General features: G+C 38.0%; 21 protein-coding genes and 5 tRNA genes. 2 read left to right on the forward strand and 24 right to left on the reverse strand.

Annotation, left to right across the window (positions count from 1 at the left end; genetic code table 11):
* Positions 1 to 2 precede the first annotated feature (2 nt).
* The 13 genes from DBO93_RS04970 to DBO93_RS05025 all read right to left on the reverse strand — a co-directional run bounded on the left by DBO93_RS04970 (position 3) and on the right by DBO93_RS05025 (position 15,901).
* Positions 3 to 1,664, reverse strand: coding sequence for an amidohydrolase (locus tag DBO93_RS04970; RefSeq protein ID WP_108455334.1), 1,662 nt, complete (start codon positions 1,662 to 1,664; stop codon positions 3 to 5).
* Positions 1,665 to 1,825: 161 nt separating this feature from the next.
* On the reverse strand, positions 1,826 to 3,040 hold the full coding sequence (locus DBO93_RS04975) for an FtsX-like permease family protein (protein ID WP_108455335.1): 1,215 nt from the start codon (positions 3,038 to 3,040) through the stop codon (positions 1,826 to 1,828).
* Positions 3,041 to 3,064: 24 nt separating this feature from the next.
* Positions 3,065 to 4,375, reverse strand: a complete 1,311-nt coding sequence (locus DBO93_RS04980; protein WP_108455336.1) for an ABC transporter permease — start codon at positions 4,373 to 4,375, stop codon at positions 3,065 to 3,067.
* Positions 4,376 to 4,412: 37 nt separating this feature from the next.
* Positions 4,413 to 5,111 carry an ABC transporter ATP-binding protein gene (locus DBO93_RS04985; RefSeq protein ID WP_108455337.1) on the reverse strand — a complete coding sequence of 233 codons (699 nt, stop codon included), beginning with the start codon at positions 5,109 to 5,111 and terminating at the stop codon, positions 4,413 to 4,415.
* A 141-nt stretch (positions 5,112 to 5,252) separates the two neighbouring features.
* On the reverse strand, positions 5,253 to 5,552 hold the full coding sequence (locus DBO93_RS18895) for an efflux RND transporter periplasmic adaptor subunit (protein ID WP_239059120.1): 300 nt from the start codon (positions 5,550 to 5,552) through the stop codon (positions 5,253 to 5,255).
* 20 nt (positions 5,553 to 5,572) lie between these two features.
* Positions 5,573 to 6,529, reverse strand: a complete 957-nt coding sequence (locus DBO93_RS04990) for an HlyD family efflux transporter periplasmic adaptor subunit (protein ID WP_239059121.1) — start codon at positions 6,527 to 6,529, stop codon at positions 5,573 to 5,575.
* A 282-nt stretch (positions 6,530 to 6,811) separates the two neighbouring features.
* Positions 6,812 to 8,380: an apolipoprotein N-acyltransferase gene (lnt, locus tag DBO93_RS04995; RefSeq protein ID WP_108455338.1), complete on the reverse strand. Its 1,569-nt coding sequence runs from the start codon at positions 8,378 to 8,380 to the stop codon at positions 6,812 to 6,814.
* A gap of 5 nt (positions 8,381 to 8,385) precedes the next feature.
* Positions 8,386 to 9,264, reverse strand: a complete 879-nt coding sequence (locus DBO93_RS05000) for a transporter associated domain-containing protein (RefSeq protein WP_108455339.1) — start codon at positions 9,262 to 9,264, stop codon at positions 8,386 to 8,388.
* 157 nt (positions 9,265 to 9,421) lie between these two features.
* Positions 9,422 to 9,892, reverse strand: coding sequence for an rRNA maturation RNase YbeY (ybeY, locus tag DBO93_RS05005; RefSeq protein WP_108457756.1), 471 nt, complete (start codon positions 9,890 to 9,892; stop codon positions 9,422 to 9,424).
* Entirely contained in the window at positions 9,882 to 10,961 is a 1,080-nt protein-coding gene (locus DBO93_RS05010; RefSeq protein WP_108455340.1) for a PhoH family protein, read from the reverse strand. The genes ybeY and DBO93_RS05010 overlap by 11 nt, the downstream gene beginning before the upstream one ends.
* Positions 10,962 to 11,045: 84 nt before the next feature.
* Positions 11,046 to 12,494, reverse strand: a complete 1,449-nt coding sequence (gene miaB / locus DBO93_RS05015; RefSeq protein WP_108455341.1) for a tRNA (N6-isopentenyl adenosine(37)-C2)-methylthiotransferase MiaB — start codon at positions 12,492 to 12,494, stop codon at positions 11,046 to 11,048.
* Positions 12,495 to 12,633: 139 nt separating this feature from the next.
* Entirely contained in the window at positions 12,634 to 15,516 is a 2,883-nt protein-coding gene (locus tag DBO93_RS05020) for a hypothetical protein (RefSeq protein ID WP_162533728.1), read from the reverse strand.
* On the reverse strand, positions 15,452 to 15,901 hold the full coding sequence (locus tag DBO93_RS05025) for a hypothetical protein (protein WP_108455343.1): 450 nt from the start codon (positions 15,899 to 15,901) through the stop codon (positions 15,452 to 15,454). The genes DBO93_RS05020 and DBO93_RS05025 overlap by 65 nt, the downstream gene beginning before the upstream one ends.
* Before the next feature lie 120 nt (positions 15,902 to 16,021).
* Between DBO93_RS05025 and DBO93_RS05030 the strand changes: the two genes are divergently transcribed.
* Both DBO93_RS05030 and DBO93_RS05035 read left to right on the forward strand, forming a co-directional pair.
* Entirely contained in the window at positions 16,022 to 16,675 is a 654-nt protein-coding gene (locus DBO93_RS05030) for a 2OG-Fe(II) oxygenase family protein (RefSeq protein ID WP_108455344.1), read from the forward strand.
* A 32-nt stretch (positions 16,676 to 16,707) separates the two neighbouring features.
* Positions 16,708 to 17,874 carry an FAD-dependent monooxygenase gene (locus DBO93_RS05035; RefSeq protein ID WP_108455345.1) on the forward strand — a complete coding sequence of 389 codons (1,167 nt, stop codon included), beginning with the start codon at positions 16,708 to 16,710 and terminating at the stop codon, positions 17,872 to 17,874.
* A gap of 291 nt (positions 17,875 to 18,165) precedes the next feature.
* On the opposite strand, the gene DBO93_RS05040 is transcribed toward DBO93_RS05035, so the two are convergent.
* From DBO93_RS05040 to ispE, 11 genes are all read right to left on the reverse strand, one after another.
* Positions 18,166 to 18,250 (reverse strand) — tRNA-Leu (locus DBO93_RS05040).
* A 68-nt stretch (positions 18,251 to 18,318) separates the two neighbouring features.
* A tRNA-Gln gene (locus DBO93_RS05045) sits at positions 18,319 to 18,393 on the reverse strand.
* Positions 18,394 to 18,464: 71 nt separating this feature from the next.
* Positions 18,465 to 18,539, reverse strand: a tRNA-Gln gene (locus DBO93_RS05050).
* Positions 18,540 to 18,590: 51 nt separating this feature from the next.
* Positions 18,591 to 18,675, reverse strand: a tRNA-Leu gene (locus DBO93_RS05055).
* A gap of 27 nt (positions 18,676 to 18,702) precedes the next feature.
* Positions 18,703 to 18,779: transfer RNA gene (locus tag DBO93_RS05060), tRNA-Met, on the reverse strand.
* Between the two features lie 206 nt (positions 18,780 to 18,985).
* Positions 18,986 to 19,339 carry a DUF3718 domain-containing protein gene (locus DBO93_RS05065; RefSeq protein WP_108455346.1) on the reverse strand — a complete coding sequence of 118 codons (354 nt, stop codon included), beginning with the start codon at positions 19,337 to 19,339 and terminating at the stop codon, positions 18,986 to 18,988.
* Positions 19,340 to 19,609: 270 nt separating this feature from the next.
* Positions 19,610 to 20,701: a redox-regulated ATPase YchF gene (ychF, locus tag DBO93_RS05070; protein ID WP_108455347.1), complete on the reverse strand. Its 1,092-nt coding sequence runs from the start codon at positions 20,699 to 20,701 to the stop codon at positions 19,610 to 19,612.
* 32 nt (positions 20,702 to 20,733) lie between these two features.
* Entirely contained in the window at positions 20,734 to 21,318 is a 585-nt protein-coding gene (gene pth / locus DBO93_RS05075; protein ID WP_108455348.1) for an aminoacyl-tRNA hydrolase, read from the reverse strand.
* 127 nt (positions 21,319 to 21,445) lie between these two features.
* Positions 21,446 to 22,078: a 50S ribosomal protein L25/general stress protein Ctc gene (locus DBO93_RS05080; RefSeq protein WP_108455349.1), complete on the reverse strand. Its 633-nt coding sequence runs from the start codon at positions 22,076 to 22,078 to the stop codon at positions 21,446 to 21,448.
* A gap of 736 nt (positions 22,079 to 22,814) precedes the next feature.
* Positions 22,815 to 23,762 (reverse strand): ribose-phosphate pyrophosphokinase, encoded by a 948-nt coding sequence (locus DBO93_RS05085; protein WP_108455350.1) that lies wholly within the window; start codon positions 23,760 to 23,762, stop codon positions 22,815 to 22,817.
* Positions 23,763 to 23,884: 122 nt separating this feature from the next.
* Positions 23,885 to 24,745, reverse strand: coding sequence for a 4-(cytidine 5'-diphospho)-2-C-methyl-D-erythritol kinase (ispE, locus tag DBO93_RS05090; protein WP_108455351.1), 861 nt, complete (start codon positions 24,743 to 24,745; stop codon positions 23,885 to 23,887).

Raw genomic sequence — 24,745 nt, forward strand, 5'->3', positions numbered from 1 at the left:
TGTTATTTTTTATAGACCAATTTGCCATTCACCCATGTTTTATCAACGTTGATTGTCCAAATGTCTTGTTCTGGGATGGTAAATAAGTTTTTATCTAACAAGATAAAATCAGCTTTCTTTCCCTTTGCTAAACTGCCAATAATGTTTTCTTGATGACCAGAGTAAGCCGCATCTAGGGTAAAGCTTCTAAATGATTCTAGTGGCGTCATTTTTTCATCAGCAAACCATCCTCCTTGTGGGCTATTTTTATGATCTTGGCGAGTAATGGAAGCATGAAGTCCAAAAAATGGGTTGGGTGATTCAACAGGGAAATCAGAACCTGCAGCAATAACCGCGTTAGCATCTAAGAGTTTTCTCCAGGCATACGCGCCTAATATTCTGTCTGGCCCAAGTCTATCTTGTGCCATGTTTTTATCACTAGTCGCATGGGTTGCTTGCATAGCAGCAATGACGTCTAGTTCTGCAAATCTTGGGATATCTTCAATGCGCAGTACTTGAGCATGTTCAACGCGGTGACGTAAAGCACCTGTTTTTGTTGCTTTAATATATTTTTCGTAAGTATCTAGCACCAGTTTATTGGCGTGATCACCAATAGCGTGGCTATTCACTTGAAAGCCTAAGCGCATTGACGTATCAACCAAATTTTCAAACTCTTTTGGTGTATTAAGTAATAAACCTTTATGACCTGCATGGTCTGAGTAATCTTCAATTAATGCTGCACCGCGACTACCTAAAGCGCCATCGGCTTGAATTTTTACACTATTGAAAGTGAACATATCGTCTTTACTTCGATATTGCCCGCTGGCTAATGTTTGTTCCCAATTAGGCGATGGTAAATACAACATGGCATTAACGCGAATGCTCATGGCATTCTCTTGGCTTAACGCTTTAAAAGCATTTAGGTTGTCTGTATCAATACCGGCATCGTGAACACTAGTCAGGCCAAAACTAGCAAGCGAGTCCATTGCTTTTACTAACACTTGTTTTTGCTGCTTAATTGTTAATGGCGCAATACTGTTATTAATCAGTGCCATAGCATTATCGATAAACACACCGGTAGGCATACCGTTTTTATCTTTAATTATTTCACCGCCATCAGGAGACACAGTGTCTTTAGTGATACCCGCCATAGCCATTGCTGTTGAATTGGCCCAACCTGCATGTCCATCAACCCGTTCAAGCCAAACCGGCTGATCAGGAAAGTGTTTATCTAAACTCTCTGCAGTAGGAAAGGCATTACTTGGCCATTGAGTTTGATTCCAACCACGGCCTTGTATCCATGTTAACCCGGTATTATTTTTTGCATAGTCTAGCGTTTTATTAATAGAATCTTGTTCAGAGATAGTATTGACTAAATCTGCACGCAATAAACTTAAGCCGTAACTTAAAATATGACCGTGGGAATCAATCAAACCTGGGATAAGTGTTTTGCCTTCACCATCTATAATCGTTATTTTATTTGATGATGGTAATGCATCTTTTGCTGAATAGATTTTATCAATTTTATCGTCAGTAAATGCAATGGCGCTAAAGCTTTCAAGGTTCTGTCCATTGATGGTATAGCCTTGAATATTAGTAATTAGTGTGGTTTTTGCAATAGTGATTTCGGGGCTCAATGTGGCGAGAAATAGTGCTGCTTTTACCGCACTTGATAGACTCTTCATAATACTTCCTTGGATGCTTAAGTGGGCAAATACTAGCATGAAAAATAATGAAGTATCATCTTTTTCGAAGAGGTAATGGAAAGTTTTCAGCTAAAAAAATATAGAGCTTTTAGGCTCTATATTTCAGCTAAAATAATTATCAGGTTATGTAAGCTAGTCGGCTAAATCGTGCGAGTTGCTGTTGCTGGCGGTATTAATGCGGCTTTACGTGCTGGGTATAGCACGGCTATTTGCCCAACAACAAATAACGTTACAATACCAAAAAGTATTAATTCAAAACCTATTGGGGATAAATTAAAGGTACTAACCAACCACATATTTAGTCCAATCGCGCCGATACAACCGATAATATTGCCAAAAGTAGAGATAATAAGGTTTTCCATCATAAAATAACGCATTATTTGCCCTTTTGTTGCACCGAGCGCACGACGAGTACCAATTTGTTTTGTACGACGATTAATGCTGAAAATAGCTAGGCCGACAATACCAAAGCCGGTGATTAAGGTTAAGGTTATGACAACGGTGGTTAAGATTTTATTCGTTGCATTATGCTGCTGATAACTTCGGTTTCGTGTATCTTCAGTCGTTGTTACTCGACGAATAATGCGTTCTTTATCGCTTTCTGCTAATGCTTTTTCAATAATCGGCATTAACTCGTCCCGTCTTCCTTCTTCGGTACGAATGAAATAATAGCCGCCTTTTGCTTCACGCTGAAATGGTACAAGCATACTGCGTTCAACCCCATTCCAACCGTTCCATGGTGCTTGTAATGCTTTTACAATACCAATAATTTGCATGGGTTGTGTTTGTGAAATATAAACCGTTTTACCTACAGCAGACTGCCAGTCATTGGGGTATAAATTTTCTGCGAAAGCTTGCGTAATAATGGTTTTATCGGGCCATGTTGATTGACCATCTTTACGTAACTCAACATCACCTTGTTTGAAGTTAGCACCCGCTATAAGTTCTAAACCTAGTGTGTTGATGCCATGGTCATCGACCATGTAAATTGCCGAGCCTACCGCATCTTTATCTTCACCAGCTTCATGTTGCAGTGCCATTGACCATCCACTACCACTTAATGGCACAGCATTGATTTGAACAGCATCAACAACCCCAGGTGTGTTGCGAATCATGTGTAAATCAGTTTGTAAATGGGCTTGAATATTATAGTCTTGTCCAAATACCGTATTGGTTAAATAGAAGGTGTTTGCTTCGTCTATACCACTTTCACGCTGCATTTGTTGCTGGCGATCTTGGATCATAAATATAGCGTTGACCATAATCGCCATGGTTAAGGCAATTTGCAGGGCAATAAGTAGTGCCCCTATTTTATTGCGTGCCAAAGCACGTAGTATGAGTCCCGTTTCTAACATAATAATTTCCTATTTACCTATAGCTTATTGGCTTTTAAGTTGCTGAGCAGGCTGGATATTACAAGCACGCCATGTTGGGTATAAACCGGCCAATATCGTGGAAAAAAGGGCAAGTGATACCGCTAAAATAGCCATATTAATGTCTAAACTTGCTAAGCCTTTCATGTAATCGCCATACAAGCCTTCAACCCCTTTTAAACCTAAGTAAGCGAGTAATAAACCTAATATTCCACCTAATATCCCGATACATGCAGACTCAATAATATACTGGTTAAATAATGTGGCCTTGCTAGCACCTAAAGCTTGTCGTAAACCAATTTCAGGGGCTTTGCCTAAGAACTTAGCGAGTAATAAACCCACGGTATTAAGTAAACACACCAGTAAAAACATAAATGACATTGCCATCATCATTTGTGCATCGTCAGCTACAACTCCTTGAGATTCTAACCATTGCATTACATTACTTAAGCGGTTATCCATTGGACGTTGAAAACGACCAAATTGTTTTTGCTCTTCTACATAGGCATTAAGAAACTGCAGATAATCCTCTTTATCTTGTTGGGTTTTTAATTCCACCCAAAATTGTGTCCAAATACATTCAGAAGCTAAAAAAGCTTTAAAGCCATCACCTGTCGGTTTCCAACAATTGGTATTACCTGAACGGGAAATTTTTTCATCGGCAATTAAATGAAAGGGCACAAATATATCTTCAGATTCATTAAACGCACCAGTGGTAATATCGTAAAATCTTGGCTTGGGTTGCCATTGATCTATAACGCCGACAATACGAAACATATTTCCTTCGAGCTTAATTGACTTACCGACAGAGTTTTCACCACCAAAAAGTTTGTCATTGGTTTCTTTACTCAACACCACGACAAGCTCTTTACTTTCATCGCTTTGTTGTGACCAACCGCTGCCATAAATAAAAGGCACATTAAACATGGTAAAAAAGTCTGCAGAATTAGCTCTACCATTGACAATTAATGGCAGCATTTCTGGATCTGCAGGCTCAATAACACCAAAGGCTTGAGCTTGAATATTTTGACGATAAGCTTTACTGGCGCGCATTAAGTTACTTGCATCAGTATAAGTGAGCTGATCAGGCGGATTTAAACCGTCGTCAAATGGATCGTTTACATCCCAACTATCTAGTTGCACATAATATAATTGTTGGCTTTTTTCTGGAATGGGGTTTGCTGACATTAAGTAGTTCACTGTCACTGTGGTCATGGCGGTGCCAATACCTAAGCCGATAGCGCAAATCATTAAAAGGCTTAAGCCCCAATGGCGAATAATGCTGATCCAAGCGAGTCGTAAATAGTAATTAAACATAATGTTATCCTTGTGCTTTTTCTGGCGCTTGAATTTTTTACGCAGTCGCTTGTTGAATATTGGTGATAATATCGAGTTCACTGACTCTGCCATCTTTTACTTGAATGGTGCGTTTAGCCCGCTGAGCGAGTTGTGCATCGTGAGTCACCATTATAATCGTGGTACCTTGTTGGTTTATTTCTTCAAGTAAAGTCAGTACACCCTTAGCCATTTCAGAGTCGAGATTACCGGTTGGCTCATCAGCTAATAAGAAGCGTGGGCTAGTGGCAAGTGCTCGAGCAATGGCAACACGTTGCTGTTGACCACCGGATAATTGGCTAGGTAAATGTTTCATTCGAGAGGCAAGGCCCACACGTTCGAGGTTTTCTTCAATTCTGCGTTTACGCTCTGCGGCATTAAAACCGCGATAGCGTAATGGTACGTCAACATTGTCATAAAGGTTTAAGTCTGGAATTAAGTTGAAGCCTTGAAAGATAAAACCTATTTTTTGATTTCGCATGCGTGAACGGCCATTGTCGTTCAGCTTCCCAACATCTTCACCATCTAATAAAAACTCACCATTACTGTAAGTTTCAAGTAAGCCTGCAATATTTAAAAAAGTAGTTTTTCCTGAACCAGAAGGGCCGGTGACACTGACAAAGTCGCCTTCGTTAACCTGTAAACAAAAGTCACGCAAGGCATGAGTTTGAATATCAGCGGTTTGGAATATTTTATTTATATTTTTCATGATTAACATATTGAATTCCTTTATTTCTTATAATAATTATTTACTTCATGTATCGAGGTTTATTGCCGCACCAAATCCAAATCCAAAACGAAATGAACTGAACTGATGGCGCGATGAAAATGAGTTAATTTGTTATATCTGTTAAGGACTTTAGTCACTAAGTAACACTTGATTAGCAGCATTAAAGGTATCAGTACCCGAAATAATGATTTGATCGCCTAGCGTTAATCCGTTGAGAATCTCTACATGACTTAAACTGCGGGCTCCAGTGGTAATAGCGGTTTTCTCAGCTAAGCCGTTATTCACTTTGTAAGCAAAGCGACCACCACTACTTTCAAGAAACTGTCCTCGCTGCACTTGTAAGACATTTTCTTTGTACTCTAAAATTATTTGTGTGTTTAAACGTTGGTTTTGTCGAAGCTTTTTTGGCATTTCTTGAGTAAAACGCACTCGTCCAGTAACCTGATTATTCAGTATTTCGGGGAAATTGTGACTAGACGAGCACGAAAGGGTTGTTGTTCAAATTGAATATTAACCTCCATGCCTATGGCTAAATCATCGGCATAGCTTTCCGGTATTTCAATTTCAACTTCAAACTGTGATAAATCAACTATGGTTAAAATAGCCTGATTTTTGCTGAGAAACGTTTTGTTGTTAGTGCTTAAATTACCAACAATACCGTTGACTGGCGATGCGATATTTAAGCCATTCACTTGGCGCTGTAATTCTTGAACCAATAAACTTTGACGTCGAATGTCTAATTGTAAAGATTGACTGTCAAAGTCTGAACTTTCGATATTAAGAGCCGCATCTTGAACCGCATGTTTATGCTGAAGGTTAGCTTGCTCTAACTCGTCTTGGGCCTTTTCATAATCAATTTGGCTAATCGCACTTTTGCTATAACCTAAATCAGCCCGGCGTTTTTCTCTATTTGCGGTGACGAGTTTTACGTTGGCTAAATCAACTGCTTTTTGATCAATAAGGCGCTGTTTTTTTGCTTGAATTTTTTGACGTTCAAAGCTTGATTGTAAGCTTTCTAAGGTGGTTTGTTGCTGAAACAAACGGCTATTTAATTCAGGGCTTTCAAGCTGTGCAATAATTTGGCCCTGTTTGACTTCATTACCTGCTTCTATCATTAAAGTAATAGTGCCGTCTGCGGGGCTATAAACGGTAGGGCTTACGGCGGCAACAACTCGTCCTAATACTGAAATATCTCGAATAAATTCGCCTTGTGTAATCGTTGCAAGGCGCACTCGATCTAAGGCAATAGATTGTTCAGCTTTACTCCAGCGTGAAGCAGATGGTGCTATTTGCCAAATAATACTTGCAACAATAATTGTGGCGAGCGTGATGGTTAACCATCTTTTTTTTGTCGGTGTTGTTTTAATTATTTGAATATCTTGTTCACTAGTGTCTTTAATCGACATGACTCATTCCCCCGAATGTCAAATCAGTGTTTAAATCTAAAGCAAGGCCATTTGCTCAAGTGCACTGACACATAGTAAGTCGTAGGAAGCATGAAAAAGGTTTAAAAGTAATGTGAATATTTTTAAAGGGCTAGTTTATTAGCTTTGGCTATATGCTATTAACTATATGTAAACGTTGTTAATAATTAAGCTTTCAGAAAGGCAGTTTTCTTTTAAATGTTTAGGCGTTAGAGTTTGGAATTAAATTGCATATGAAAGGGGTGTGTTACAAAAAGTGAGCAGTTAGTCAGTTGTTTCTCTTAGGTTATATTGCCTTTGATAGAGAAAAGTAAATAATAAAAGTAGCAGTGGGATAGCAAAGTCGATAACACGTGTATAGCGGGCATAAGGCGTAATGCCTTTAACTAGCGGTACTTGTGTTGCTAGCACGGCTTGCTCAAACTGTGGAATTTGTTTAAGTATATTACCTTGGTGATCAACAACAGCGGTTATACCATTATTGGTTGCACGCAAAAATGGTCGGCCAAACTCTAATGCCCGCATTCTCACAATTTCTAGATGTTGATGTGGGCCATGTGAGTCACCGAACCAAGCATCGTTACTCACGGTTAGCAGTAGGTCAGTTTGATCAGAGAAATTAGCGCTTAATTGCTCTGCGAATGCAACTTCAAAACAGATTAATGGTAGTAAGTGATATCCATTGGCGATTAAGTTAGGTTGAACATAATCACCACGGCTAAAAGATGACATAGGCAGATTAAAAAATGGTGCTAGTGGTCTTAGCCAATCAGCAAAAGGTACAAATTCACCTATGGGTAATAAGTGATGCTTAGCGTAACGGTTTTCATTGTTATATTGATAACTGCCTTGCTCATCTTCAGGTGATTGCTGACCAAGCACTACCAAATTATTGTAGTAATTTCTGCTGTTAACGTTGTAATCAATTATGCCCGAAATTATCGCGCTATTATTAAGTAAGGCTGAGCTTTGTGCTATTTCTAAAAAATCTTGCGCTTGGGTACTTGGCTCTACAGCGGTAATTGCTGATTCTGGCCAAATAATAATATCAGCGGGATAATGTTGTCGTGTAAGGTCTAAATACTTAAGCATGGTCGGCCATGTTAATTCTGGCGCCCACTTTAATTCTTGTTTGATATTGCCTTGAACCATCACAGTTTTAACTGTTTTACCTGTGGTTTTTACCCATGAAGTATTTTGCAGCAGTAAGCTAACCACAGCAATCGAGCAAAGTAAGGCGATGTTGAGAGAACGTTTTTGTTGTTTAATAACAGAGACAATAGCAATACTGATGATAATAACTAATGCACTGATACCTTTTTCCCCTAGGATTGGGGCAAAAGCCGCTAACGGACCATCAATTTGGCTATAGCCTATTGTTAACCAAGGAAAACCCGTAAGTAATACACCACGTAAAAATTCGCTGAATAGCCAAAAAGGCAACAACAGCCAAAGGTTAAGTTTTTTATGAGGGGAAAAGCGCGCAGAAACGTAACAAGCCAGTGCGAGAAATAAAGCTAAATATAAACACAGGAGTATCATCAACAATATCGATACAGCCAGTGGTAAACCACCAAACTGATCGATACTAACATGCACCCAACTTATGCCAGCAGAAAACCAACCAAAAGCAAATATAAACCCTTGCTTAGCCGCGGCTTTTGCTGATTTTCCTTGAATTGTGTATAACCATGCCGGCAACAGTATTGCCATCAGCCAATAATAAGAAAATGGCGCGTAGCAAAAAACTAAAGCTAATCCCAAAAAGAAGCTGAGTATATTTTCTTTAGCAGTGATGTTGCTAATCATTCGTTTAAAGAATCTAGTCAGCATAAAAATTAATCGGCGACTTTACCTGCGACAACATGTTCTTTTGGTACAGTAATTTGCACGGTTTGAATACGTCGACTATCAGCTGCGGTGACTTTAAATATGACTTTATTGATGGTGATTTTTTCACCTTTTTTCGGCATGTGACCAAAGTGTTGAATAACAATACCGCCAATGGTGTCAGCGTCACTTTCATTAAACTTGAAATTAAAGTAATTGTTAAAGTCAGTTAAATCGGTCAGCGCTTTTACTTGATAAACTTGCCCGGCAAGGTATTTAATGTCTTCTTCCATTGCATCATCGGTTTCGTCTTCAATTTCGCCTACGATCAGCTCTAGAATATCTTCGATGGTAACAACCCCTGAAACTCCACCATATTCATCAACAACAATAGCCATATGGTAGCGTTGTTGGCGAAACTCTTTTAAAAGAGGGTCAACCTTTTTACTTTCGGGAACAATAATCGCTGGTCGAATAACCTTTGAAATGGTGAACTCTTCATCAACTTGGTTAAAGCCGTATGCTAATAAATCCTTTGCTAAAAGGATACCTTCAACGTCATCAATATCTTCATTAATTACTGGAAATCTTGAATGACCAGAATCAACGATAATAGCTAGAGATTTCTCTAACGGCTCATTAATATCTAAGGTGATCATTTGTGAGCGAGGGATCATAATATCGCGTACACGCATGTCAGAGACTATGAGTACACCTTCGATCATTTGCTTAATTTCGGGATTAATAAGTTCGCGGTCTTCGGCATCGTTTAATGCTTCGACTAGCTGGTCTGTGTTTCTCGGTTCTCCGGTAAATACTTGCATAATTTTATTCAAAATAGATACATTTGAAGAACCGTTACTAGAGTGGGGTTGGTCGTCGCTCATAGAGCCTTTTTAATTCCTTGTTGGTTTAATTGATTTAATCTAAAACAGTTAGGTTAGTTTGTAACCGATTCTCATTAAATTCAAGTAATAAATTGTAGCTTACTCGCTTTAGTAAAATATAGCTGAAGCGGTGTAAGTTTACGTTAACTTTATTTTATTAATTTATTTCATAGGGCGCAGGATAACCCAAGCCCGTTATTATCTTTGTTTCTAGTGCTTCCATTTCATCTGCTTCATCATCTTCAATATGATCAAAGCCGAGTAAATGTAAGCAGCCATGTACTGTCATGTGCGCCCAATGCGCATTAACATTCTTTTGCTGTTCTTTTGCTTCTTGTTCAACAACATCAACACAAATGACAAGATCACCGAGTAAGTCGAGTTCAATACCCTCTGGCACATCAAACGGAAATGAAAGCACATTAGTTGCCTTGTCTTTCCCTCGATATTGATGGTTAAGCTCTCGGCTTTCTTCAATATTGACCAATCTGACGGTTAGTTCAAATGGCTTATTATAGGGGACAAGTGCGGCTTCTACCCAGCGCTGAAAATCAATTTTTTCAGGAATAGCTTTATCATCACAAGCTATTTGTAGATCGACAATAATATTAGTCGAGTCATTCGCCATGTTTGTTTTCACTGTCGCGTGCCAAAGCTTCGGCTTTTTGTTGTTGTTCGCGATATTGTTGTTTTTCTACTTTTAAGCGATTTTCTTTTTGTTCGAAAGCTTCATAAGCTTCAACTATGTGCGCTACAACAGGGTGACGTACAACATCTTTAGATTGAAAAAAGTTAAAACTAACACCTGGAATGTCGACCAATACTTCTATGGCATGACGTAAACCTGATTTTTGTCCACGTGGTAAATCGACTTGGGTTATGTCGCCAGTGATCACAGCACGTGAGTTAAAGCCAATACGGGTTAAAAACATTTTCATTTGTTCTACTGTCGTATTTTGACTTTCATCAAGGATAATAAAGGCATCGTTTAATGTTCTACCACGCATGTAAGCTAATGGTGCTACTTCGATAACATTACGTTCAATAAGCTTTTCAACTTTCTCAAAACCCAGCATTTCAAATAAGGCGTCGTATAAGGGACGTAAATATGGGTCTACTTTTTGAGATAAATCACCCGGTAAAAAGCCCAGTTTTTCGCCAGCCTCTACAGCAGGACGTGTTAACAAAATACGTCTAATTTCTTGACGTTCTAATGCATCTACTGCACAAGCAACGGCTAAGTATGTTTTACCTGTACCTGCAACGCCCACACCAAAACTAATGTCGTTAGTAATAACATTTTGAACATAGCTTTGCTGATTTTCATTGCGAGGTTTAATAATGCCGCGTTTGGTTTTTATCGTCACCATGTCGTCGTATTTAGCATCAATTTTACTTGGCGCTGCTTCTAGTGCTCCGGCATCTACAATGGCTAAATGAAGCATTTGAGGCGTAATGGTGGTTGATTTTCCTTTCACTATCTCTGTTTCAAGATATAGGTCGATCAAAAGATTTTTAACAGCATCGGTATTTAAGCTTTTACCTGTTACTTTAAACTCTTGGCTTCTGTAGCTAATTTCAACACCCATTCGACGCTCGATGGTTTTGAGATTGTCATCCATTGGGCCACATAAGTTTGCCAAACGATTATTGTCGGCGGGAGATAATTCAAAGTTAATACTGGTATTTTTACTCAATTGATATTCCTGAATGCTTGAAAACTTAGTTTACATGGCAAGCATTAGAGCCTTGCCATGTAAATGCGTTTATAAATTTCTGCTTTAAGGGGTAAACGTTGCGACACCAAGTTCATTCACTGCGCTATCTTTTTGCTCGCCTTGGTGATGACTGTTGGCCAAAATGTCAGCAGGGGAATGTGCAATACGTAAGCCCATTTCACTTTCTTGACGAACGAGCTCGCCACGAAGAGAGTTGGCGTAAACATCGGTAATGTTAACATCAACAAATTGACCAATAACGTGATGTGGAGCAACAAAATTAACAATGCGATTGTTTTCAGTACGACCACGAAGCTCCATTGGATTTTTCTTAGATGGACCTTCAACTAGAATACGCTGTTCGGTATTAAGCATGTTACGTGCTATACGTAAGGCTTGTTGGCTTATACGGTCTTGTAGTATCTGCAGGCGTTGTTTTTTAATGTCATCGCTAATGTCATCAACCATATCAGCTGCAGGCGTTCCTGGTCGAGCACTGTAAATAAAGCTAAAACTTAAATCGAAATCTACAGCAGTAATTAAGTTCATTGTTGCTTCAAAGTCGTCATCAGTTTCACCAGGGAAACCAATAATAAAGTCAGATGACATACAAATATCAGGGCGCACTTTTTTCAATTTACGTATTTGAGATTTGTACTCAATAGCGGTATGGCCGCGTTTCATTTGCGTTAAAATACGGTCTGAACCACTTTGAACAGGTAAGTGCAAGTGGCTAACAAGCTCAGGCACATCAGCATAAACATCGATAATATCATCGGTAAATTCAATTGGATGTGATGTGGTATAACGAATACGGTCAATACCGTCAATCGTAGCTACTAAACGTAATAACTCAGAAAAACGACAGATACTACCGTCATGTGAGTCGCCACGGTAACCGTTTACGTTTTGCCCAAGTAAGTTAACTTCACGGACACCTTGCTCAGAAAGTTGAGCAATTTCATATAAAACATCGTCTAGTGGACGGCTAACTTCTTCACCACGGGTATAAGGAACAACACAGAAGGTACAATACTTACTACAGCCTTCCATGATAGACACAAAGGCTGTCGCACCATCGGCTTTTGGCTCAGGTAAGCGGTCAAATTTTTCAATTTCAGGAAAGCTCACATCAACAACATGACCTTTATTTCCGGTAACTTGTTGGATCATTTCCGGTAAACGATGCAATGTTTGAGGACCAAAGACCATATCGACATAAGGCGCACGTTGGCGAATAGCATCACCTTCTTGCGAAGCAACACAGCCACCTACACCAATGACAAGATCAGGGTTTTTTACTTTTAGGTTTTTCCAACGGCCTAACTGATGAAAAACTTTTTCTTGTGCTTTTTCGCGAATAGAGCAGGTGTTCAGCAAGATAACATCAGCATCTTCTGCTTCTTCGGCTAGTTCAAAGCCATGGGTTGAGTCTAAAAGTTCTGCCATTTTCTGCGAGTCATACTCGTTCATTTGACAGCCCCAAGTTTTGATGTATAGCTTTTTACTCATTTATTCGCGCCTAATCTTTCTATGAATTGATTCTAGTTTTTGCTAGAGAATTTAAGGAGGCATATTTTACTCTTTCTTTGCTTGTGATGCTAGCTTAGAAATACTCCAGTATAAAATTGTTTAATGGCCTGCTGTAAATCTATTTCTTTAAAGGGATAGCAAGTATTAATTCACTGCCGTTTGCCTGATTGTCATAAGTGTGGAAAGTACCGTTAAATTTGTTGGCTACTTGACGAATATAATACATAGCCATTTCAAAGTTAATTTTGTTGTTGAATTGGGCAAAGCTTTGTTCATTAGAGGTGATTTTCAACCAAATCTTGCCATTACTTACGTTAACGCGCACTTCAAAAACGCCACCATTATCACTGCTAATAGCGGCTAATATTGCTTCATAAACAATCCTATAAATAGCGCTTTGCAGGGCATATCGCACGTCTTGGTCTTCAACATCAAGGTGTAATGTTACTAATACATGAAATTGTCGATGAAAATAATCAGCAAGATAAGGCAAAGCGACAGTTAATGAACTTCCAGATAAACTACTTGGCGCTGCATGACTATTTTGTGTTGAAAGTTCATCTAAACACTCTCGTATCAGAGACTGGACATAAGGCATTTCTTTTTCATTAGAAATTGATTCAGCAGTTGATAGGCTTTCAGCGTTTGGAGCAATGAGTGTTTGTATTTTAATTAATTTACGACGAATTACCGATGTTGCTTGGCTTTGGCTACTAAGTTCATCATTTAATGTTTTGTGTATATTGCTAATAGAGCGAGAACGTAAATACAAAAGCCATAAGGTTAATATTATTAAGCTGATACTGATGATGGCATAAAATATTTGGCTATTCGGGTGCCAATACCATGGGTAGGAAACATTAATATCAGTATAGGCTTTGTAATCATTCCATTGACCTAAACTATTAGTGCCCATGATCTCGATGTGATACGCGCCAGATGATAAACCCGTTAATGTTAATTGTGAGCCGTTAATATCATTCCAATAACCACCATTTATTTGGTATTTAAACTGCTTATCTTGACCGGGTCTAAAGTCTAAACTGGCAAGTTCAAAGGTCACAATATCATTTGGTGAGTCAATATCAATAACATCGCATAATAGTTTGGCTTTACCAGAAACAATCGTCTTACTGATAAAGGTTTTAATGTCGATTTGGTCTTCAATAATCAATGGAACTTCTATAACACCACCATAATGGCTGGCATAAATTTTGTTATCCATTAGCACTGGCTTTTTAGCGAAAGTAAACTGTTCTGTATTAGTAACTAAGTTCAGTTGATAGGTATTTGGGTTAAGTCGATATAAACCTGGTCGGCCTGAAATCCATATTTCATCATTAATCAAGCTCATATAACCAAAGGTAATGTTTTTGGCGAAATGTGAGAGTAACTCACCTTTTAAGTTGAATATAAAAAAACCATCGCCTTTAGTTGAAACAAAAACTTTGTCTTTGTATTCAAGCAATGCAATGACTTTATTTTCACCGAAACTATTGATTTTAGTTACTGATTTGTCTGTGGTATCAACAATGTTAATGCCTGTTGAGGTAGCAACCCAAAGTTTATTATTCGCTAATGGCAAAGAGTCTATTACTTCTGAAGAGCTTAAGGTTTCACCTTGAATGTGATACTCAACACGCTGACTTGCAATATCAAACTTGATCACACCATTAGCATTCGTTGCTAAATATAACGCACCATCCTTATGTTTCATGGAAAGTAATAACAGATTGTTGTTTGGAAGATTTACTTTTAAAAGCGTTTGGCTAGCACTATTAAACTGCCATAAACCGTCAAACGTAGCGATGTAAAGGTTATTGTCATCAGAATATAAATCGGTAATGATTTTGCCATTATTACTGAATTGACTATTAATGCCTTTAGGTAAAAATTTATTGAGCTCAGAAAGTGAGTTCAGCCCTGCGCCATAACTGCCTAATACTAAGTTATTTTTATGCACGGCTAATGCGATAGCATTAAATCGCACATCAAATATTTTAGGAATGTTTTTAGCGATTGACTGAGTTATTTTTTCTACGCCACGATTAGATAAAATCCATAAAACCCCAGTGTTATCATGAAAAGTTTTTTGCACGAAAGTTGCTAATATATTAGGGTAGTTATGTGCTATTTCAGTAAGGTTATTTAGCTTATATTGATTTATCTGCCCCTTAACGTTAGTCGTAAAAAGGCTAACACTATCGTGTGAAGGAGTAAGTGATGTAATAGCATCATTAACCAGAATATGGTTTTTTTCTTGGTTATCAGCTAACGTGATTAACTCATTACCTTTGGCTATCAACAATATCGTTCCTGAAGTTGACATTGCGGTTATATTGCCAGCTTCAACTAGCTCTAACGTATCATCTACAACTTTGAATACCCCTTCAGATTTTGATACATAAAGGTGCTTACGGGTATGCTCAAGATTATCAATTTCGACGTTATTTGCTATTAATTGTGTTTCCTGTGAAAGCGGATTGAATCTATAAAGCTTATTCGTCACATTGAGATAATACATGCCTTGATGTTCAAGTACTTGATGAATATTACTTGAGTCAACATCAATCGCTAATGCTGTTGCTGCACCTGTGTTGGTATCAAATAACCATAAATGGTGAGTTTCGGTTGCCAACAGTAGTTTATCATTGTCTATTAAATCAATGTCGTTAATCCAATTAAAAGGTAAAGGCCAATTTTTGTTATTGCTGTTAAACGTTATGCTACTTTCACTATCATGGCGAATGAGACCGTTAGTGGTAGCCAACCAAATAAAACCTTTATTATCTTGAATGATGTCAATGCTATGAAGCGATTGGTTATTTATATGTTTTGCAGATGAAATAGCGCTAAAAAAAACGGCTATTAGCAGTAAAAGTGGTGCTAAAAAGCACCACTGAGTAAAGGTTTTTGCCGTAAAAATACTAATAGTATTACGTAACGCTATCTGGCGCTTCTTTTGGAGGGTGACGTTCATCGCCGCAGGCTGCAAAAACATTTGGCACTTTATCTTCAAGTTCAGGCTTTTGTACCAAGAGATAAGTTGGCTTTCTTGGGGAGCTTTCACTACGTTTAATTGCCCATGCTTTACGCACCTTATCGGCATGCTCTTTTCCATACTTTACTTCAAATGCGGTGGCGATCATTTCAACGCCAAAATCATCCATCACCATGATGGCGTTATCATGGTAGCCACTTGTGCTATCAAAATCTATATCAACGGTTAAAATTTTATTATTGGGAAGTACTAAATCAGCTTTGAGTTTTGAGATCACGGCACGGTCTTCGTGCGCTTTTAATTGGCTTAAGTTTGGTTTTTCGCTTAAGTCGTAAACGAGGTTAATATCTTTGGCTATCCTGTTTTCTTTTCTCAATGTCGACATAATTTATTCCTTTAGTCAGTTTTATTTTTAATTGTTTTTTTATCGAGTATTTGAATACTATATTCAAATACTAATTTGTATTACTGGAATCATCCATCATTATTTTTTTAGGTTAATTTTATGCAGTGGGTTCAAGCATTGGACGAAAAAGGGTATTGCCAAATTGAGAACTTTTTACCAATACAGCATGCTGAACGGTTAAGAAAAAATATCATTGTTAATAACCATTTTAAAAAGTGGAATTTACTTACTACTCCATATCGCCCGTTAATGAATGTTAAGGATAGAATATCTACTACCATAATTGACAAACAAAGACATATTCAAGCGACTAAAGCATTTAATCGGCGGAAGTTTTCATTTTCTTTTTATCGTTCCAGTAATAAACATGCAAAGCAACATGGTCAAGCTTTACTGCATAAATCGGTTGGTGAAAAAGTACTGACATTATTGAAAAAACACGCTTTAGTTGAAGGTGAATTACAAGATTCGTTCTTTGCTGACTATAGAAAAGGGCAATTTATCAGCTACCACACTGACGGTAGTGCAGGGAAATACGCTTTTATTTATCAACTTTCGACTGGCTGGCAGCAAAGATTTGGTGGCCAATTAGAGCTTTATCCACAAAAAATAAAATTCTATAAGCATGTTTTATCGCCTAAATTCAATAGTCTTACTCTTTTAAAGTTAGCACACCCAATGCCTCACAGTGTACGGTTGCTCAATAATCCTAAACATAAACATCGAATTACCATATCAGGTTGGGTAGAATAACTTAACGTCGATAAAGTTATAAAAAAATCATTATGAATCAATTTGATTGTGTAGTTGTAGGTGGTGGTATGGTGGGAGCAGCAAGTGCGCTCTCTCTTGCTGAGTTAGGGTTGAAAATCGCTATTATTGAAAAAAGTGCACCAAAGGACTTTACGCCTGAGCAAGCATTTGATCTTAGAGTGTCAGCAATTTCAATTGCCTCAGAGCAACTCTTAAAGCAACTAGATGTCTGGCAGCAATTACAGCAATGGCGAATGTGTCCTTATGAGCGTCTTGGTGTTTGGGAGTCTGAGCAAAGCTATACAGAGTTTAATGCTACAGATATTAAACAAACCCATTTAGGGCATATAATTGAGAATAGATTAATTCAACTAACATTGTGGCAAAAGCTGCAACAACACAGCAATATTACCTTATTGTGCCCTGAAACGTTAATCAGTATTGAGCAGAGCACTACTGACGTTGAACTGACTTTATCAACTTCAATCATAAAGGCTAAAGTAGTGATTGGTGCTGATGGTGCTAATTCTTATGTGCGAAAGCTTATGAATATTGGTACCACTGGCTGGGATTATGCCCAATCAGCGATGTTAATTAATGTTAAGACCGATAAAGTACAGCAAAATATAACATGGCAACAGTTTTTACCCTCAGGTCCACTTGCGATGTTACCCATGCCTGGGAACTACGCTTCATTAGTTTGTTACCATGATAAAGACGAAATAAAGCGTCTTTCAGCATTATCTGATCGTCACTTAACGCAAGAAATCATGCAACACTTTCCAGAACGCTTAGGAAAAGTAGACGTGATCAATAAAGCAGCATTCCCGTTAACCAGAAGACATGCAAATCAATACCATAAAGGTCGTGTATTGCTTATTGGTGATGCGGCGCACACGATTAACCCAATGGCAGGGCAAGGCGTTAACTTAGGCTTTAAAGACGTTAAAGCGTTACAGCATGTTATTGCCAAAGCGATTGGTAATGGAGAGTCATGGCATGAACCACAGGTTTTAAGACGTTATCAACAACAAAGAAGAACAGATAACTTGTTAATGATGACAACAATGGATGCGCTCTATTTGTCGTTCAGTCACATTTCACCATTGGCTAAGTTGGCTAGAAATGCAGGCTTAATGATGGTTGATAAGCTACCCAATATAAAAAATAAAGCGTTAGCCTATGCATGTGGAATATAAATTCGATTTCAGTACTATTCAGCACTAAGAGCAAGTTGATTAATTATCCGCTCATTTTTAATGACTAAAATAAAAAACTACAGCGTTATAAAGTTTATAAATAGAATAACCCTTTACTAAGTTTTATACCTTTTATTGACTGATTTTTTGACATGAAAAAATAAATCACTAAATTAGTCAATTGTGTATAAGAATTTTAAAGGTTGAACAGGGTGTTTAAAGTAATAAAAGAAGTAAAACTAGTAAGGATACATAATAAAGATAAAGGAATAAATCGTAGGGTAGCCAAAATGGTGCGGAAGGAGAGACTTGAACTCTCACATCTTGCGATACTGGAACCTAAATCCAGCGCGTCTACCAATTCCGCCACTCCCGCATTTTCAGGTAGTAATTTTGATAAATCAAAACTGTATAAACTAACTATAGAACATAAATAAAAGAAAGTGGCTGGGGTATGAGGATTTGAACCTCAGAATGACGGGATCAAAACCCGCTGCCTTACCGCTTGGCTATACCCCAACAGAATACTTCTATTTAATTAAGTTTGTAACATTGATGGACTTTCGAATAATACAGAGAGTAAAAGAAAGTGGCTGGGGTATGAGGATTTGAACCTCAGAATGACGGGATCAAAACCCGCTGCCTTACCGCTTGGCTATACCCCAACAATGTTACTTACTTTCTAACATATATCATGATGATGTATGTTAGTAGAATGGTACGGGTCAAGAGACTTGAACTCTCACATCTTTCGATACTGGAACCTAAATCCAGCGCGTCTACCAATTCCGCCAAACCCGCATTTCTTCTATATTACTAAGAGTAAAGTGGTGGCTACACCGGGATTTGAACCTGGGACCCCATCATTATGAGTGATGTGCTCTAACCAGCTGAGCTATGTAGCCTTTCCATCTTGCCTCTCAGCAAGTGGCGCGTATTATGCAAATCTGATTGCGTTACGTCAACCGTTTTTTATCAAATAAATAAGACTTTTTGCTTGTTTGGCTATTCAATGTGCAATTTGTCGGATATATGTGCAAAAGTCACAGCAAAAGGCAAACTTATTAGTTCAATAAGACTAATAAGTTTGTGAATGTATATTTGATTAACTTTATTTTATGCGATCGTTTGCTACTTTTGCTAAGTGTGCTGAATTTTTCTTTATTACGGCTAAATTATCATTAACGGTTTTTACTGGTAATTTCCCTATTAAATACTCGCCAACATCTAGGGCGTTTGAAGTTGCAGAAAATGTCAGTAAGTTTTCTCCGTTACACTGAATGTTATCAAATATTGATCTAATCGTAATATTGTTAGACTTTAAATACTTTCGTAAACGCTTCTTGTCATTAATAGCGACATATTCACAAATACGTAATGACATGTTTTCATCAAAAGCCATACTTTGTGGTGTATAAGAAAATGCAGTAGCAAGTACTAAAGAAGTTAATAGCGTAGTTTTCATATAATTCCTAGCATATATATTTTATTGTATTAGAAAGTTTATCGGTAAAATTAAACTTTGCCAGTTTGATTAGTAAATGATTTATAGCTTCAAGTACTATTGGGTCTATTTTAATGTATTTGTGTTAGACAAAGTAGCCTATATGAAGCTTGCTATGCGGATTGTGCTGAATAAATATGAACAAAGATGGGAGTAATGGAAAGTGATCTTGCCAAAATAAAAAAGAGAACCTAAGTTCTCTTTTTTTGTTATTTAATAATGTGTTAAAGACTATACATTAAAGCGGAAATGTACAACGTCACCATCTTTAACGCGGTACTCTTTACCTTCTAAACGCCACTTTCCTGCTTCTTTTGCGCCAGACTCGCCATTAAACTCAATAAAGTCATCATAAGCAATAACTTCAGCGCGTATAAAGCCTTTTTCAAAGTCGGTATGAATAACGCCCGCAGCTTGTGGGGCAGTGGCATTTTGCTTAACTGTCCAAGCTCTTACTTCTTTTACGCCTGCGGTAAAGTAGGTTTGTAGGTGAAGCAATGAGTAACCGGCATTAATTACACGATTAAGTCCTGGTTCTTCTAAACCTAAGTCAGCCATAAATTCAACGCGGTCTTCATCATCCATTTCAGATAATTCGCTTTCGATTTCAGCACACACAGCAACAACTATCGCACCTTCTTTTTCTGCGATTGCTTGTACTTGATCTAGGTAAGGGTTATTTTCAAAACCATCGTCATTTACATTGGCAATGTACATGGTTGGTTTAATGGTTAAAAAATTTAAGTAGGCAACAGCTGCTTTTTCTTCTTTCGTTAGTTCTAAAGAGCGTACCATCTCACCATCTTCAACATGCTTTAATATTTTTTGTAATACGGGCATTTCAAACTTGGCTTCAGGATCACCGCCTTTGGCTTTTTTAGCTAAACGAAAAATAGCACGCTCAGCGGTATCCATATCTGATAGCGCTAATTCAGTATTGATCACTTCGATATCATCTTTCGGGCTAACTTTATTAGCAACGTGAATAATATTGTCATTGTCAAAGCAGCGTACTACGTGACCAATAGCATCAGTTTCACGAATATTCGCTAAAAATTTGTTACCTAAGCCTTCGCCTTTTGAAGCACCAGCAACTAATCCGGCTATATCTACAAACTCCATAGTCGTAGCTAAAACTCGTTCAGGTTTTACTATGTTTGCTAAGGCATCTAGACGAGGGTCGGGCACAGGTACAACACCTGTATTCGGCTCAATTGTACAAAAGGGGAAGTTAGCAGCTTCAATACCCGCTTTAGTTAACGCATTGAAAAGTGTTGATTTACCTACGTTGGGCAAGCCAACAATACCACATTTAAAACCCATGATGTTTACCTATTATGTTGACGCAATAATGTTTATTGCGCTTTAAAAGAATGTAGACGATTTTGTGCTTTTTTTACATCGTCTTTTTGCCAAATTTCAAAACAGCGCGCAGCTTCGTCTATCGCTTGGTCTATTAAGTTTTGTTCGATGGCAGGTGCTTTACCAAGCACATGCCCAGTAACGCGATCACGATGACCTGGATGATCAATACCAATGCGTAACCGATAAAATTCTTTGTTATTAGCTAATGATGAAATAATGTCACGTAAACCGTTGTGCCCACCATGGCCGCCGCCTAGTTTTATTTTACAAACGCCGGGTAGCATGTCGAGTTCATCATGAGCAACGAGTATGTTTTCAACAGGAATGCGAAAAAAATTGGCTAAAGGGGCTACAGCTTGTCCACTACGATTCATAAAAGTGGTTGGAATGAGAAGATGAACTAATTGGCCTGCAATTAATCCTTTGCCGTAGAGACCGAAATATTTTTTTTCTGGTTTTAACGAAATGTTATAACGTGAAGCAAGTTCTTGAACAAACCAATCACCAGCATTATGACGGGTTTTACTGTATTCTGAACCTGGATTTCCTAAACCAACTACCAACTGAATCGCCATCTGATTATTTACTCTTGTTATTCAAATAAGGTCGATAAATTCAAGTACATTTAAAACTAAAAAGCTTAAAGGGCATGTCGTAAAAACATTTCCCTTTAAGCCTATTCATTGTGAATAATGTTAACTATTACTCAGCTGGAGCTTCTGTAGGTGCTTCAGGTGCGCCTTCGTCTTCATCTTCAACTACAACTTTAGCAGCGTTCAATGTAACAACTGCTTGGTCGTGGCTTTCGCCTTTTGCTAATTCATCAGAAGTAACGCCTTTAGGTAAGGTGATGTCTGATAAATGTAACGTTTGACCAACTTCTAAGTTAGCAACATCAATTTCGATGTACTCAGGAATGTTAGCAGGTAAACATGTAATTGCGATTTCATTCATATGGTGAGCCATAGTGCCACCAAGTTTCTCTGCTTCTTCTTCATTAAGGAAATGAATTGGAGCATTAACTTGTACAGCATTTTTAGCGTTAATACGTAAAAAATCTAAGTGCATTACAACTTGCTTGAACGGGTGACGTTGCATATCTTTTAAAAGACAATCAACTGGCTTGCCGTCAACGTTGATTGTTAAAACATGCGAGTAGAATGCTTCTTCTTGTTGTGCACGGAAAACATTTTTGTGCTCTAACGTTAAAGAAACAGGCTCTTTGCCTTCACCGTATATAATTGCTGGAACTTTGTTCGCGTGACGTAGGCGGCGGCTCGCACCTTTCCCTAAATCTGTACGTACTTCAGCATCCAATGTAAATAAATCTGTCATGGTAATATCCATTATATAAAAATTAAAAGTTGTTACTTTTTGCGACCAAAAGCAACCTGTTCCTTTTTTACTATTTACTCACTTAACCGCTAAGTTAAGCGTATTTAGCTAAAAAAGGCGCAGCATGATAACACCCAAATGCAGTGATATCCATTGTTATGTTGTATTAGGGCTAATATATTAGAAAGTAATGTAGATTTAATTTCAAACCATATTCTTGAACGAACGCTTGGTATTCGCCGTTAGCTTTTAAAATCTAGAATACAGCTAGCCAACTGATGCAATAACTGCTTTGGAACTGAAATGATACGGGATAACTTTGATACGGTTATATAGTCATTTATTTCCCTCAACAAATTTAGTTAAACAATGCGGCTTGTTAAATATGGCTTAGAAATTTTTGCCATATATATGGTAATGCTTGACGTTGTTTTATACGCAATAGTTTTTAATATTTAAGGTGTGTGGGTTAAGCCTGAAATGTGGCCAATACTCTAATCTTGTAAGTCATCGAGTTTATTAATAACTATGTATTTATCTTTGTTGTTGCGGCAAAGCGTTAAAGAGTTTATTAATCTTGGATGGTTTTAAGAGTGAGTAAGTAATAAGAAAACTAGTGGTGACTTTAATTGTTCAAGACAAGTGGTTTTACATTTTAAACGTTAACTTTAAAAAGGTGTAATGATAAAAAAGCACCCGAAGGTGCTTTATTAAAAGGTGTTTTTTAGTTTAATGACTAAGCATCAAACATTGCAGAGATCGACTCTTCATTACAAACTCGACGAATAGCTTCTGACAACATACCGCTTAAGGTAAGTTGACGAACATTGCCAAGCGCTTTGATTTCATCTGACAATGGAATTGAGTCTGTTACTACAACTTCATCAATCACTGAATTTCTTAAGTTTTCAGCAGCATTACCAGAAAGTACCGGGTGAGTCGCATATGCAAATACACGTTTAGCACCATGTTCTTTTAGTGCTTCAGCGGCTTTTGCAAGTGTTCCACCAGTATCAATCATATCATCAACGATGAAACAATCACGGCCCTTAACATCACCAATAATATGCATAACTTGCGCAACATTAGCTTTAGGACGACGTTTGTCTATGATTGCAAGGTCTGCATCATCTAATAGCTTAGCTACTGCACGAGCACGTACAACACCACCAATATCAGGAGAAACTACCACAGGGTTTTCGATGTTACGCGCTAACATATCTTCTAGCAAAATTGGCGTACCAAAAACGTTATCTACTGGTACATCAAAAAAGCCTTGGATTTGCTCTGCGTGTAAATCAACCGTTAATACACGGTCAACACCTACACTTGATAAGAAATCAGCCACAACTTTTGCCGTGATCGGTACACGAGCACTTCGAACACGACGGTCTTGACGAGCATAACCAAAATAAGGCATAACGGCAGTAATACGTCCTGCTGATGCACGACGAAGCGCATCAATCATTACGATTAGTTCCATTAAGTTATCGTTGGTAGGGGCACATGTTGATTGAATAATAAAAACATCCGCACCGCGCACGTTTTCAGTTATTTCAACACTAATTTCACCATCACTAAAGCTACCAATCTTGGCTTCGCCTAAGGTAATATATAAGCGATTAGCAATTTGTTTGGCCAGTTCAGGGGTGGCGTTACCCGCAAAAATCTTCATGTCAGGCACTGTCAGTTCCTCAGAAACTTTTGACATTTAAATTACGATACTGAATAAAACGGTATGTTAAATATCAGCAAATTATTTTATTTCTGCCAGTTTTAATGGCATTTATTTTAATTTATCCGAACTTAATTGTCGTTTACCGCTGCAATTGCAGCATGTAAGGGCGATTGATTTAGTCCTTCGGCTACGAATGATTCTATACCTGTAGGTAGTAAATATTGTACGTAGCACGCTTCTTTTTTAGAGCTAAAACGTGAAAAGATACACGCACCAGTTCCTGTCATTTGGGACGGTGCATATTCTATCAACCAAGCCAGTAGTTTGGCAACCTCGGGGTAGTGTTTAATTACCCAAGATTGACAATCATTATGATAATTTTCGATGTTTTCGTCGCTGTAACGTATAGATGGCGTATCTCGAGTTAAATCTTTCGCGGTAAAAACACTTTGTGTAGAAATACTACAGTTTGGCTTTGAGACTAAATACCAATAAGTTTTTGGCGAGGCAGGTGTTAGTTGCTCACCAATACCTTGTGCGAAAGCAGCAAAACCATGAATAAAAATAGGCACATCTGCACCCAGCGTTAGCCCAAGTTCAGCAAGTTGCTCAATGCTGAGATTAGTTTTCCATAATAAATTAAGAGCAAGTAAAACGGTTGCTGCATTGGATGAACCACCACCTAAACCACCGCCCATCGGCAATTTTTTGTCTAGCTTAATCTCTGCGCCTTGCTGAAAATTTGTATAGTTTTGCAATAAACTTGCGGCTTTAATGATTAAGTTGTCGTTATTGTCGACGCCAGGAATAGGCGTTAGTAACGTTATAGTGCTATTTTTGGTGACCTTAAATGCTATTGTGTCGTGATAATCTAAAAACTGAAAAACGGTTTCTAGTTGATGATAGCCATTATCCATTCTCCCAACAATATGGAGAAATAAATTAAGCTTTGCTGGTGAAGGAAACGCTGTAAATAACTGTTTATTCAA

Origin of the sequence: Colwellia sp. Arc7-D (assembly GCF_003061515.1) — a bacterium.
GTDB lineage: Bacteria > Pseudomonadota > Gammaproteobacteria > Enterobacterales > Alteromonadaceae > Cognaticolwellia.

Excerpts from the sequence above, each read along its gene's own strand:
- DBO93_RS05025 (WP_108455343.1), bottom strand. The coding sequence starts at position 15,901 with ATGTCGACATTGAGAAAAGAAAACAGGATAGCCAAAGATATTAACCTC.
- DBO93_RS04975 (WP_108455335.1), bottom strand. The coding sequence starts at position 3,040 with ATGTTAGAAACGGGACTCATACTACGTGCTTTGGCACGCAATAAAATA.
- DBO93_RS04970 (WP_108455334.1), bottom strand. The coding sequence starts at position 1,664 with ATGAAGAGTCTATCAAGTGCGGTAAAAGCAGCACTATTTCTCGCCACA.
- DBO93_RS04990 (WP_239059121.1), bottom strand. The coding sequence starts at position 6,529 with ATGTCGATTAAAGACACTAGTGAACAAGATATTCAAATAATTAAAACA.
- ybeY (WP_108457756.1), bottom strand. The coding sequence starts at position 9,892 with ATGGCGAATGACTCGACTAATATTATTGTCGATCTACAAATAGCTTGT.
- miaB (WP_108455341.1), bottom strand. The coding sequence starts at position 12,494 with ATGAGTAAAAAGCTATACATCAAAACTTGGGGCTGTCAAATGAACGAG.
- DBO93_RS04985 (WP_108455337.1), bottom strand. The coding sequence starts at position 5,111 with ATGTTAATCATGAAAAATATAAATAAAATATTCCAAACCGCTGATATT.
- DBO93_RS05080 (WP_108455349.1), bottom strand. The coding sequence starts at position 22,078 with ATGACAGATTTATTTACATTGGATGCTGAAGTACGTACAGATTTAGGG.
- DBO93_RS04980 (WP_108455336.1), bottom strand. The coding sequence starts at position 4,375 with ATGTTTAATTACTATTTACGACTCGCTTGGATCAGCATTATTCGCCAT.
- lnt (WP_108455338.1), bottom strand. The coding sequence starts at position 8,380 with ATGCTGACTAGATTCTTTAAACGAATGATTAGCAACATCACTGCTAAA.
- DBO93_RS05030 (WP_108455344.1), top strand. The coding sequence starts at position 16,022 with ATGCAGTGGGTTCAAGCATTGGACGAAAAAGGGTATTGCCAAATTGAG.
- pth (WP_108455348.1), bottom strand. The coding sequence starts at position 21,318 with ATGGCGATTCAGTTGGTAGTTGGTTTAGGAAATCCAGGTTCAGAATAC.
- DBO93_RS05065 (WP_108455346.1), bottom strand. The coding sequence starts at position 19,339 with ATGAAAACTACGCTATTAACTTCTTTAGTACTTGCTACTGCATTTTCT.
- ychF (WP_108455347.1), bottom strand. The coding sequence starts at position 20,701 with ATGGGTTTTAAATGTGGTATTGTTGGCTTGCCCAACGTAGGTAAATCA.
- DBO93_RS05035 (WP_108455345.1), top strand. The coding sequence starts at position 16,708 with ATGAATCAATTTGATTGTGTAGTTGTAGGTGGTGGTATGGTGGGAGCA.
- DBO93_RS05000 (WP_108455339.1), bottom strand. The coding sequence starts at position 9,264 with ATGAGCGACGACCAACCCCACTCTAGTAACGGTTCTTCAAATGTATCT.
- DBO93_RS05020 (WP_162533728.1), bottom strand. The coding sequence starts at position 15,516 with ATGTTTTTGCAGCCTGCGGCGATGAACGTCACCCTCCAAAAGAAGCGC.